This window comes from Enterococcus sp. OL5 (assembly GCF_006491895.1).
Taxonomy (GTDB): Bacteria; Bacillota; Bacilli; order Lactobacillales; family Enterococcaceae; genus Enterococcus_D; species Enterococcus_D innesii.
On record NZ_VHIL01000012.1, the window covers coordinates 72,423 to 84,457 of the forward strand.

Consider the following 12,035-nt stretch of genomic DNA (forward strand, 5'->3'; position numbering starts at 1 on the left):
CGAGGCATTTTTTTATTGAAAGGAGGAAGGAAGATGCATAACGAATACATGCGTTTGGCGATCGCAGAAGCCAAAAAAGGGCGTTACCAAACCTTTACCAATCCGCTAGTGGGCGCTGTGATCGTCAAAGAGCAACGGGTCATTGCCAAAGGGGCTCACTTAGTCTATGGGCAGCCCCATGCGGAACGAAACGCCATCGAACAATGCCATTCCTCCGAAGACCTAATCAATTCGACTTTATACGTGACGTTAGAACCTTGCAACCATCAAGGAAAACAGCCGCCTTGCACCCAGCTGATCATCGACAGCGGCATCAAAAAAGTAGTCGTCGGCCAGTTAGACCCTAACCCGATCGTGGCTGGACAAGGCATGCGCTTTTTAGAAAATCAGGGCATCGACGTGTTGGTGGGTATCGAAGAAACAGAAGTGCGCCGTTTGAATCCACACTATAATTTTTACCATCAGCATCAGCGACCTTACGTGGCATTGAAGCAAGCGATCACTTTAGATGGTCGGATCGCTCATGATGCGCAGACCCGCAGTGCGATCACTGGTTCAGCGGTTTGGCAAAAGGTCCATCAAGAACGTGGGGACTATCAAGGAATCTTAGTGGGCAGTCAGACGGTGTTGACGGATGATCCCACCTTATTGACCACGATTGAAACCAGCTTTCCGCCGATTCGCATCGTGGTAGACCGTCGGGGACGAACGCTGTCGCAACCCCAATTGGCACTGTTTGCCGACGATTCGGCACCTGTGTGGATTTTTACGCAGCAGGCAGCTGTCAGTGATTTGCCAGCGCATGTCTCAGTGATCCAGCTGGAAGAGTTGACGATCGCTGCATTGTTGAAGGAGCTTGCCACACGACAGGTCCAATCGCTTTACGTGGAGGGAGGCGCTGCGATCCATGATGCCTTTTTAGCCAGCGGACTGTGGCAAGAAAGCATTACCTATGTGGCGCCAAAGTTTCTTGGGGGCAATAGTCTCGCAAGTTTTACCAGTGAACGTACCCCGAAACAGCTGCAGCAGCTAACAGAGGTGACGGTGACAGCAGTTGGGGAAGATGTTTGCATCCGAGGAAGGAGACAAGAGGAATGTTCACAGGATTGATTCAGGAAAAAGGCCGCATCAAAGAGATCCGCAAGCAAAGCCGCACGATCCAGCTAACCTGCAGTGCGTCGGAAGGCTTGCTGGCGGATTACCAGATCGGAGACAGCATGGCGATCAACGGGACGTGTTTGACGGCGATCGCCAAACAAGCGATGACGTTTACGGTGGATATCATGCCGGAAACCTTTCAACGAACGACCTTTAAACAACTCTCGGTGGGTGCCGAAGTCAATTTGGAGCGAGCGATGGCAGCGACGCAGCGTTTTGAAGGCCACTTTGTCGCAGGCCACATTGATGTAACGACCCGTTTGATCCAGAAAAAGCAGTTGGAAAATGCCTTGATCTTGACGTTTGCTTATCCTGTCAGTCTGCAAGGGGAAATCATTCCGCAAGGGTCGATTGCGATCAATGGCGTCAGTTTGACGGTTACCCAGACGACGGCACAGGCATTTTCCGTTAGCTTGATCCCCCATTCCAAAGACCAGACGACGCTGGGGCAGTTGAAACAAGGGGAGTGGGTCAATATCGAGACGGATATGATTGGGAAATATGTCAAATACCAACGAAAATGAAAGAAGGCAGACGATGCATAAAGTAGAACAAGCAGTGGAATGGTTAAAAAAAGGCGGCTTAGTGATTGTCGCCGATGATGAAAATCGGGAATCAGAAGGAGATTTGATTGGGATTGCTGAATACGCAACGCCAGAAGCCGTCAATTTTATGGCGACTTATGGCCGCGGCTTGATCTGTGCACCCATCTCACAAGCGATCGCTGAAAAGCTGGCATTGCCTGAGATGACCGCCAATAATACGGATGCCTTTGGTACCGCGTTTACCATCAGTGTCGATCACGTGATGACGAGTACGGGAATTTCTGCGAAAGACCGGGCAGTGACGATTGAAAAGTTGGCGGATCCTGCGTCACAGGCTGCGGATTTTTATCGCCCTGGACATATCTTCCCATTGACCGCTCAACCTGGCGGCGTGTTGGAACGCAGAGGACATACAGAAGCGGCTGTGGATTTAGCGAAGCTTGCTGGCAGCGTGGAAGCAGCCTACATTTGTGAGATTTTAAATGAAGATGGCACGATGGCTCGGGTCCCAGAATTGAAAAAATTAGCAGAAAAATGGCAGCTGCCGTTTTTGACCATTGATGAGTTGGCGGAATATCTACGAGGAACTGCACCTATCACGGTGGATCTGCCAACGGCTTATGGGGCGTTCCAATTGACCTTATTTGAAGATGAATTCGGCAATGAACACCTTTTACTAGCCAAAGGCGAGATTCAACATACTACCGAGCCGCTGTTACTACGGATCCATTCAGAGTGTTTAACAGGCGATGTCTTCGGCTCTCATCGCTGTGATTGTGGCGAACAGCTGCAAGAAGCGATGCGGCAGATCGAAGCAAAAGGCCGTGGTGCGATTTTGTATCTACGCCAAGAAGGCCGCGGTATTGGCTTGCGGAACAAGCTCCGTGCCTACCAGTTGCAGGAACAAGGATTGGATACGTATGAAGCAAATATTGCATTGGGTTTTGCAGCAGATGCTCGTCATTACACGTTTGCTGCCGATGTTTTACGTTCCTTAGAAGTGCAGGAGATTCAACTGATGACCAATAACCCTGACAAAGTGAAGGAATTAGAAAGCTTAGGGATCAAGGTAGCAGAACGAGTACCGCTGGAGATGCCTGCGCATAAAGAAAACAGCAGCTATTTGAAAACGAAGAAAGAAAAGTTTCACCATTACCTATCTATTTAATCAACCAAAGGAGAATGAGCGATGACAGTATTTGAAGGAACGTTTCAGGGAGAGGCAGTCAAAGTAGGGATCGTGGTCTCACGATTCAACGAGTTTATCACTTCCAAGTTAGTGGAAGGCGCCAAAGACAATTTGGTGCGTCATGGAGTCAAAGCAGAAAACATCGATGTATATTGGGTTCCAGGTGCTTATGAGATTCCGTATATTACCAAAAAAATCGTTGACCACAAACAATACGATGGGATCGTGACATTAGGTGCCTTGATTCGCGGAGCAACGACCCACTATGAATTGATCTCAAATGAAGTGGCGAAAGGCGTAGCCCAAATTGGTCTGAATGCCGACATTCCAATCATGTTTGGTGTGTTGACGACTGAAACGACCGAACAAGCCATTGAACGGGCGGGAACCAAAGCTGGCAACAAAGGCAGCGAAGCCGCTCAAGGTCTTTTGGAGATGATTTCGTTGAATCAGCAAATCCTTGGCAACGCATAGGTTTCACGTTCGAACAAAGGGAAGTTAGCAAGAAAAAGCCTGCCTAAGCATAGGCATTAGACTGGAGACAGACTTCGTACAAAATGAAGTCTGTCTTTTTTTCATCATTAAAAAAACACTGGATTATTATGCCCAAGGATTCGCTTCTTCACGGGTACCGTGTTTTCGATAGGTCAATGGAGAGGAAAACGCCCATCAATCACGAACATTAGAATAACTCTTATTTAAGGAAATTTTCAGAAAATTATTTACATTTCACAAAAGGTTCCTTATAATGACTCTATTCATTGAGAGTGATTCTCATTTGCAAATAGATGTCAAAGTAGCACATGGCTTTGGCGCTTTTCATGAGAAGCACTTTTATAAGCGAAAAAACGCACAGATGCTTCTTTTATGATAGCGGCGAGGCAACAGTCAGGTTGTTTTTGCTGTGAAATCAGGAGAGGATCGTGCTGAATAAAGGAGAATCACATGTCGGTAGGGTTGATTAAATCAAATCGTTGGATGGTTTCGACAATCATTTGCTGTGTTTTAGTTGTCGCCATTCTCTTATCTGCAGGAGTTGCTTTGGCAAACGGACAAGCCAATATCACCCTTGGCGAAGTTTATCAAATTCTTTTCTATAAAATCAGCCATGGATTGGTTGGTGATCTTTCAGGCATTTCAGACGCAAACATCAATATCGTCTGGTTTGTTCGGGCACCGCGGGTCTTGCTCTCTATTTTTGTGGGCATGGGGTTAGCGATCAGCGGGGCAGTGATGCAGGCGGTGGTCCAAAATCCGCTGGCAGATCCCTATATCTTAGGGATCTCTTCAGGCGCATCCCTAGGGGCGACCTTCGCCATCTTAGTCGGGTTTGGCGGCTCGGCGCTAGTCTTGCAGCTGGGCTTATCGTTTGGTGCCTTTGCAGGAGCGGGGATTGCCACCATTTTGGTGCTGCTGCTTGCCAGTATCGGTGGGAAAATGACTTCCACAAAACTTGTGCTGTCGGGGACGATCGTCAGTGCCTTATGTAGCTCTGTTTCAAACTTGATCATCTATCTGGCTAGCAATGCAGAAGGGATGAAGACCGTAGCGTTTTGGTCGATGGGCAGCCTAGCCTCGGCTTCTTGGAACAAATTAGGCTTTATCGTAGTTCTGGTTTCTTTGATCACGCTCTTCTTCCTGACGCAATACCGTGTTTTGAATACGCTTTTGCTGGGGGATGAAGTTGCTTCCACCTTAGGGGTCAAGCTGACCTTCTATCGGCGTTTTTACATGCTGCTAGCAGCGCTATTAACCAGTATCATCGTTGCGAATTCTGGGATGATCGGCTTTGTCGGCTTGATCATTCCTCATATCGTACGTGGAGTCAGCGGCTCGGATCATCGCCTGTTGATGCCTTTGACCGCTTTGACAGGCGCGTTGTTTTTGATTTGGGCGGATGTGATCGCCCGTTCGACACTGCAAGGAGTCGAACTGCCAATCGGGATCATTACAGCGCTGATCGGTGCACCAATCTTTATCTATATCATTGTCAAACGGCAATACAACTTTGGGGGGTGACGGAATGAAATTAGCAGTTGAAAAGCTCAATCTGACGATCGGGGATCAGCAGATACTAAAAGACATCTCCGTCCAAACCGCACAAGGGCAATTTGTCGGCTTGATTGGGTCCAACGGCAGCGGCAAATCTACATTGTTAAAAGCTATTTACAAAACATTGAAACCTGACAGCGGCGACATTTATTTGGGTGAGATGAATATTTTGAAAAGTTCCGAAAAAAAAGTCGCCCAGCAAGTCAGCGTCGTCAGTCAATTCAATGAGTTGAGCTTTGATTTAACAGTAGAACAGATGGTGCTTTTAGGCCGCACGCCCCACAAGGGGTTGTTGGAACAAGACACCAAAGCCGATCATGAGCTGGTCACCGAAGCCTTAGCCAAAACAGGGTTAAGTGCCTACAGAAAACGCAGCTACCTCTCATTATCAGGAGGGGAAAAACAGCGGGTCGTCCTTGCTCGTGCCATCACCCAAGAACCGAAATTTATGATTCTCGATGAGCCGACCAATCATTTGGATATCCGATATCAACTGGAAATCTTAGAGACCGTCAAGCATCTGAAGATTGGCTTGTTGGCGGCGCTGCACAATTTGGAACAAGCAGCCAATTATTGCGACATTATCTATGCCTTAAAAGATGGTCGGGTCGTAGGGTATGGCGAACCAGAAACGTTGCTGACAGAAGAACTGATCGAAGAGATCTATGGCGTTAAATGCAGTATTTACCATCATCCGATCACAGGCGGATTAGGGTTTCATTATTATTTTGAAAAGGAGCAAACAGATGAATAAATGGGGAAAAATGATTGGGGTAGGATTGGCAGTCTTTACATTAAGCGCTTGCGGCAATGCGAAGGATGAAGGAACTTCGGCTTCTTCCTCACAGGCAGAAAGTACGTATCCTTTAACCATCAGCAACTACACCAAAGCAGAGGGCGGCACGCAGTGGACTGCCAAGGACCAAACCTTTAATGAGGCACCGAAAAAAGTCGTAGCCAACACACGACCAGCAGCGGAATTGCTGCTGCATCTCGGCCTCAAGGATCAGATTGCGGGTGTCGGTGCAACCTTTGGTGCCGCTGATGAGGAAGTTGCTGCCGATTATGCAGAACTCAACGACCTGGGCAGCGACTATATCAGTAAAGAAACAGCCTTAAGTGTGGATCCAGATTTGATTTTTGGCCGTGGAGGACTTTTTGATAACCAAGATTGGGGCGTCGGCACCGTTGATTCCTTGAACGAGATGGGCATTCCGACTTACGTCCAAGAAACCTCTGTCACTGGGGCGACGTTTGATTCCGTTTATCAAGACATTGAAAACCTTGGTAAGCTCTTCAATGTCCCTGAGGCAGCCGCTGCTTTTGAAAAAGAATTAAAGGATCGCCAGAGTGCCTTGGAAGAAAAAGTAGCAGACAAAGAAGAGCAAACCTTTGCCCATCTCTTTATGTCCGATCCAAGTGTGGTCAGTGTCTATGCCGCTCAAGACGAGTCTTTTTTCAATAGCAACTTTGATATGATCAAACTGAACAATGTGTTTCAAGACTATTCAGGGGAAGTCAGTGTCGAAACCTTGATCGAAACGGATCCCGATGTCTTGATCGTCGGCGACTGGTCAACAATCGAAGGCAGTGTTTCTGGTCAAGAAATCATTGAAGGCTTGTACAAAAATGACAAACTCTCCAGCATGAAAGCCATCAAAAACAAACAAGTCTACAGCATGGACTACAATTATCTCTTTGGCTACGGCTACCAAGCCTTGACTGGATTGGAAGAACTGGTAGAGCAAATGGCACAATAAACACCTCCTATTCCCATAAAAAGGAGAACCAACTTTTTATATAATAGAAGAAAACCAACGTTTCACTGGCCAATCGACCACAGAAACGTTGGTTTTTTGTATTTGGGAAAAGCAACCTATGCCGCTGCCCGTTCCGCAACAAGTAGCCCGTTAGCTGTTTTTTTCTGTCACGTGGTCCATTTGATAGCGAGACAATAGCTTCTCTTTGTGTTTTTGCATGATCGTCTCTAGAGAAATATCGTATTTATCGGCGAGAATAAATAAGTTATCCAGTACATCGCCCAATTCTTCCGTCAGGTTTGCCAGTTTTTCTTCTGGCAAGCCTTCTTGTTCATCGGGACGGTCACGACCGATCTCCAATGTCCGAATGGCACGGCTCACTTCCCCGACTTCCTCTGCTAAAAAATTCGCCCGAATAAACGGATCGTACTGATACCAGTTGCGGGCTTTGTAGAAGTCACTGATAAATCGTTGATACTCCTCAATGTTCATAAATTTTTTCTCATCCTTTCCCAGAACCTTTATCAGAATCATGATATACTATTTCAAAATGATTGAGAAGGATGATGGAGAGTTTTATGAAAATTGCAGTCTATTGTGGTGCCAGTGTCGGTAATGAACCTAGTTTTGCAACAGCCGCCCAAGAATTGGGGCAGTGGATCGCTTCAAGAAAAAATACGCTAGTTTATGGCGGCGGAAAAGCCGGCTTGATGGGCGTGCTGGCAGATGCTGTCTTAGAAAATGGCGGTCAGGTGATCGGGGTGATCCCAACCTTTTTAAAGGATCGGGAACTAGCACATCCTGGATTGACCGAACTCCATGTCGTCGAGACGATGTCAGAAAGAAAACGAAAAATGTTCGAATTGTCGCAGGCGTTTGTCGCACTGCCAGGTGGTCCGGGGACGCTGGAAGAAATCACGGAGATGATCTCCTGGTCAAGAATCGGTCAAAACCCGAATCCTTGTGCTTTTTATGATGTGAACAACTTTTACCACGCAACGAGAGCCTTGTATGACAACATGGTGGAAAATGAGTTCTTGACGCAAGCCGATCGCGAAAAAATCGGCTTTGCACAAACAACTCAGGAGCTTGAAGCCTTTATTCAAGCCTACGAACCGCCAGTTATTCGGCAGTATTAAGCGTCTTGCTCTTTTGCTTCTTTGACGCATTCTTAGTATAATGGGGTTTGTTTTGCAAGTGGGGTCATAAAATAAGATCCTTGGACAAAGAAATGGAGCGTAAATCATGACAACAAATTTTTGGGCTGAATTGCCGAAGCCTTTTTTTATTCTAGCACCAATGGAAGATGTCACCGATGTCGTTTTTCGGCATGTCGTTCAAGCTGCCGGCGCACCAGATGTTTTCTTTACGGAATTTACCAACTCCGATAGTTACTGTCATCCAGAAGGACGCGACAGTGTGCGGGGACGTTTAGTCTTCACCGAAGATGAGCAACCGATGGTAGCCCACATTTGGGGAGACAAGCCAGAGTATTTCCGTGAAATGAGTATCGGATTAGCCGAGATGGGCTTTAAAGGGATTGACTTAAATATGGGCTGTCCAGTGCCAAACGTTGCCGGACGAGGCAAAGGCAGCGGCTTGATCTTGCGACCGGACGTTGCGGCTGAGCTGATCCAAGCAGCCAAAGCTGGCGGTCTGCCGGTCAGTGTCAAGACGCGTTTGGGCTATACCGAACTAGGGGAAATGGAAGCCTGGCTGACCCATGTCCTGCAACAAGATATCGCCAACCTTTCGATCCATTTGCGAACCCGCAAAGAAATGAGCAAGGTCGATGCCCATTGGGAATTGATTCCTGAAGTGGTGGCCTTGCGGGACCGAATCGCCCCACAAACGAAGCTGACGATCAACGGCGATATCCCTGATCGTACCAAAGGTTTAGAGTTAGCAGAAAAATATGGCGTAGACGGAATCATGATCGGTCGGGGCATTTTCAAGAATCCCTATGCCTTTGAAAAAGAACCAAAAGAGCATACCTCAGAAGAGCTATTAGGCTTGCTACAGCTGCAATTAGACTTGCAGGATCATTACGCCAAAATGGTGCCACGCTCGATCGCAGGATTGCATCGTTTCTTTAAAATCTATGTCAAAGGCTTCCCAGGAGCCAGTGATTTGCGAGCAAAATTGATGAATACCAAATCAACCGATGAAGTTCGGCAACTGCTGGCAGAGTTTGCGGAGAAAAAGAACCACGAGGAAAGTATTGAAGCGTAAGTTTCAATGCTTTTTTCGTTTTTGGTTGCTGCATCCGCTCTCAATGTCAATCCTTTCTTGACAATAGATAGGTACCTATGTAAAATGGAGAACGGACTTTTAACTAGGTACCTATCTAAATAGTGAAGAGGCGAAAGGAGCTGAAGATCGATGGTTTCCGAACAAGAAATCGTGGAACGATTGTTTGAAGTGTATAAATTAAATCGGCGGTATGCGGAACAAAAGTATGGACGCTTTATGCCGGGACGGGGGCAGTTCAATTGTTTACTGGTATTGGACGAAAAAGGCACGTTGACCCAAAAAGATCTCGCCGCGTATTTAGCGATTCGTTCGACATCCACTGGCGAACTACTAAAGAAACTGGCTGAAAAAGGGCTGATCCAAAAAGAAGTCGATCCGAAAGATAAACGCAGTCATTTGATTTCGCTGACAGAAGCAGGCAAGGAAGAGGCACAGCGAATGAAAGAAAAACGCAGCAAGGCGCACCAAGAAATGTTGACCTATTTGACGGCAGAAGAAAAACAAGCCTTTGGTCAAGCCTTAGCAAAAATCGAACAGTTTTATCTTGAGAAGGAGGCGGACGTTGATTGAGTGAAACAGTCCAACGAACGGAACGTCAGCGGACGCTGATTTTTATTAATTTAATGATTACATGTATTGCCGTATCCATGTTGGCGACCGCATTGACGACGGCTTTACCCGCCATCGTCAATGACTTGCAGATTTCCGTCACTACGGGCCAATGGCTGACTAGCGGGTATTCTTTGGCAATGGCGATCGTTATGCCCTTGACGGCATATCTTATGAATCGTGTGCCAACCAAAAAGCTCTATCTCGCTGCATTAGGAATCGCTCTGGTGGGTTTGCTGCTTTGTGCCACAGCGCCCAATTTTCTAGTCATGATGCTTGCTCGTATTTTGCAGGCCGTAGGCAATGGAATCTTGACCGCGATGGCACAAGTGATCCTCTTATCGATCTATCCGATCAATCGCATCGGTGTCGTGATGGGCTGGTATGGACTCTCAATCACCGCGGCACCCGTGATCGCACCGACGATCGCTGGGCTGATCGTGGACCGGTTGAACTGGCATGCAATTTTTTATATCGTTGCCGTGATTGTTTTGATCTCATTGATTTGGGCCATAAAGGTTTTTGATGATGTGTTGCCAGTAAGCAACAGCAAATTTGATCAGACCTCTTTTGTTTTGAGTGCCTTTGCTTTTGGTGGGATCACTTTAGGCTTTGGAAACATCGGCAGCTATGGCTTTTTCAGCTTGCCGGTTTTAGGAACCTTAGCGATCGGTTTGGTAGCAGGTATCTTCTTTGTCTTCCGTCAGTTAAGAGCAGAAACCCCATTTTTGGATCTGCGGGTCTTAAAAACAAAAGAGTATGCCATCAGTGTCTTTGGCAGTATCATGCTTTACTTGGTTTTGATGGGTTCGGCGATGCTGATGCCACTTTACGTGCAGTCGATTTTAGGCAAATCAGCGACGATCTCAGGGTTAGTCGTTTTGCCAGGTTCCTTGGTCTCGGCTTTTTTAAGTCCGGTGGCTGGACGAATCTATGACAAAGTCGGCATCCGTCTGTTGACGATTTTCGGCGGCGGCTCACTGGTCTTGAGCAACATCGGCATGTATTTCATCCATATGCACACGGGTATTTGGGTAGCAGTGGTTTTGAACATGCTGCGCTGTGCCGCCACAGGCTGTTTGTTGATGCCCTTCGTGACGTGGGGAAATAAAAATATTCCGCCGCAGTTGACGGCGCATGGAACAGCATTATTGACTTCTTTGCGAACGGTGGCAGGCGCTATCGGTACAGCATTATTTGTCGGGATCATGAATAGTGTGGCGCAAAACAGCACGACCTTAACGGGGACGAGTGCACTGCTTCATGGGATGAATGTTTCTTTCTTATTGATGACGATCGCTTCTGGTCTGCTGTTTGCAACGGGGCTATTTTTGATTCGTGATCAGAAACCAGAAGCCGTGTGGCTGGAAGGTGCGGAAGAACCGCTGGAATAAAGAGGGGCACCTTTCTTTGAAGGGTGCTTTTCTTGATTTATTTCATGAAACTCTATGAAAAACCAAAAAATTCGATATAATAAGATAACTTATGGTTTAGGAGGAGTATTTTTTTTCAGGAAAGACTTGCTTTCATGGAAAAAAATCAGGGAGAAAATGAAGAATAAAGGCGTTTATTTTGGGTTGTCTGCCTATGTATTATGGGGCTTGGTCACACTATATTGGAAAATAATCGTTGGGGTTTCCCCGTTAGCCACGATGTGCTACCGAATCGTGTGGTCCTTTGTTTTTATGGTGTTGTTTATCGTGCTTTCCGGGAAGAAAACGCAATTTTTACAAGAAGCGCGTCTGCTGTGGAAGAACAAAGCATTTGCTGGACTGATCGTTTTAGCGTCTGTGCTGATTTCCATCAACTGGTTCACTTTTATCTTCGCGGTGAGTGCGGGCCACGTGATGCAAGCCAGCTTAGGCTATTACATCAATCCGCTAGTCAATGTCTTGTTAGCAACCGTTTTTTTGAAGGAACGACTTAGTCGTACTGGCATGCTGGCGTGTCTGCTGGCAAGTATCGGGGTAATCTTATTGTCGATTCAAACAGGAACGATTCCTTATGCCTCACTGATCATGGCCTTTTCCTTTAGTACGTATGGCTTGATCAAAAAAAGAATCCCTATTAGTTCCGTCACTGGGTTAACGATCGAGACGATGGTGATTTTTCCCTTTGCGCTCGTGTATATTTTAGGGTTTTCAACCGTAGGTTTTATGAATTATCCCTTGCAAACCAATCTCTTATTGATGGGTGCCGGGATCGTGACGGCTATTCCGTTGTTGCTGTTTGCGGAAGCCGCGAAAAATGTTTCTTACATTACGCTTGGGTTTATTCAATACATCAACCCGACGATCATGCTTTTGTTGGCCATCTTTTTGTTTCACGAAACCTATTCACTGGCCCAATTTTCCGCCTTTGCGTTTATTTGGCTAGGGATCGCGGTCTTCACCTATGGTACGTTAGGCACGGCTATGAAAGAGCGGCGCATGGGACAGCAAAGAAAGCAACTCTGATACATTAGGAATG

At 46.7% G+C, this 12,035-nt stretch carries 13 protein-coding genes; 12 read left to right on the plus strand and 1 reads right to left on the minus strand.

What is annotated here, in order from left to right:
- Window positions 1-33 precede the first annotated feature (33 nt).
- The 7 genes from ribD (at window position 34) to FJU10_RS13710 (ending at window position 6,704) form a co-directional block, all read left to right on the plus strand.
- Window positions 34-1,110 carry a bifunctional diaminohydroxyphosphoribosylaminopyrimidine deaminase/5-amino-6-(5-phosphoribosylamino)uracil reductase RibD gene (gene ribD / locus FJU10_RS13680; RefSeq protein ID WP_086332742.1) on the plus strand — a complete coding sequence of 359 codons (1,077 nt, stop codon included), beginning with the start codon at window positions 34-36 and terminating at the stop codon, window positions 1,108-1,110.
- Entirely contained in the window at window positions 1,095-1,682 is a 588-nt protein-coding gene (locus FJU10_RS13685) for a riboflavin synthase (protein ID WP_086332741.1), read from the plus strand. Before ribD ends, FJU10_RS13685 begins: the two co-directional genes overlap by 16 nt.
- The gene (gene ribB / locus FJU10_RS13690) at window positions 1,660-2,871 is read left to right on the plus strand and encodes a 3,4-dihydroxy-2-butanone-4-phosphate synthase (RefSeq protein WP_086332740.1); all 1,212 of its coding nucleotides are present in this window, start codon (window positions 1,660-1,662) and stop codon (window positions 2,869-2,871) included. The genes FJU10_RS13685 and ribB overlap by 23 nt, the downstream gene beginning before the upstream one ends.
- 21 nt (window positions 2,872-2,892) lie before the next feature.
- The gene (gene ribE, locus FJU10_RS13695; RefSeq protein ID WP_086332739.1) at window positions 2,893-3,366 is read left to right on the plus strand and encodes a 6,7-dimethyl-8-ribityllumazine synthase; all 474 of its coding nucleotides are present in this window, start codon (window positions 2,893-2,895) and stop codon (window positions 3,364-3,366) included.
- 471 nt (window positions 3,367-3,837) lie between these two features.
- The gene (locus tag FJU10_RS13700; protein WP_005233272.1) at window positions 3,838-4,911 is read left to right on the plus strand and encodes a FecCD family ABC transporter permease; all 1,074 of its coding nucleotides are present in this window, start codon (window positions 3,838-3,840) and stop codon (window positions 4,909-4,911) included.
- A gap of 4 nt (window positions 4,912-4,915) precedes the next feature.
- Window positions 4,916-5,698, plus strand: coding sequence for an ABC transporter ATP-binding protein (locus FJU10_RS13705; RefSeq protein ID WP_010748955.1), 783 nt, complete (start codon window positions 4,916-4,918; stop codon window positions 5,696-5,698).
- Window positions 5,691-6,704, plus strand: a complete 1,014-nt coding sequence (locus FJU10_RS13710; protein WP_086332738.1) for an ABC transporter substrate-binding protein — start codon at window positions 5,691-5,693, stop codon at window positions 6,702-6,704. Before FJU10_RS13705 ends, FJU10_RS13710 begins: the two co-directional genes overlap by 8 nt.
- A 150-nt stretch (window positions 6,705-6,854) precedes the next feature.
- Here FJU10_RS13710 and FJU10_RS13715 read toward each other — a convergent pair whose 3' ends face one another.
- Window positions 6,855-7,196 carry a MazG nucleotide pyrophosphohydrolase domain-containing protein gene (locus FJU10_RS13715; protein WP_015510530.1) on the minus strand — a complete coding sequence of 114 codons (342 nt, stop codon included), beginning with the start codon at window positions 7,194-7,196 and terminating at the stop codon, window positions 6,855-6,857.
- An 86-nt stretch (window positions 7,197-7,282) separates the two neighbouring features.
- Between FJU10_RS13715 and FJU10_RS13720 the strand changes: the two genes are divergently transcribed.
- The 5 genes from FJU10_RS13720 to rarD all read left to right on the plus strand — a co-directional run bounded on the left by FJU10_RS13720 (window position 7,283) and on the right by rarD (window position 12,022).
- Window positions 7,283-7,843 (plus strand): TIGR00730 family Rossman fold protein, encoded by a 561-nt coding sequence (locus tag FJU10_RS13720; RefSeq protein ID WP_176257011.1) that lies wholly within the window; start codon window positions 7,283-7,285, stop codon window positions 7,841-7,843.
- A gap of 106 nt (window positions 7,844-7,949) precedes the next feature.
- On the plus strand, window positions 7,950-8,936 hold the full coding sequence (locus tag FJU10_RS13725) for a tRNA dihydrouridine synthase (RefSeq protein WP_015510528.1): 987 nt from the start codon (window positions 7,950-7,952) through the stop codon (window positions 8,934-8,936).
- 150 nt (window positions 8,937-9,086) lie between these two features.
- On the plus strand, window positions 9,087-9,527 hold the full coding sequence (locus FJU10_RS13730; RefSeq protein ID WP_005230651.1) for a MarR family winged helix-turn-helix transcriptional regulator: 441 nt from the start codon (window positions 9,087-9,089) through the stop codon (window positions 9,525-9,527).
- A complete protein-coding gene (locus tag FJU10_RS13735) occupies window positions 9,524-10,960 on the plus strand; it encodes an MDR family MFS transporter (RefSeq protein WP_005233282.1) in 1,437 nt (478 codons plus the stop codon). The genes FJU10_RS13730 and FJU10_RS13735 overlap by 4 nt, the downstream gene beginning before the upstream one ends.
- A 156-nt stretch (window positions 10,961-11,116) precedes the next feature.
- Window positions 11,117-12,022, plus strand: a complete 906-nt coding sequence (gene rarD, locus FJU10_RS13740; protein ID WP_086333096.1) for an EamA family transporter RarD — start codon at window positions 11,117-11,119, stop codon at window positions 12,020-12,022.
- Window positions 12,023-12,035: the final 13 nt, after the last annotated feature.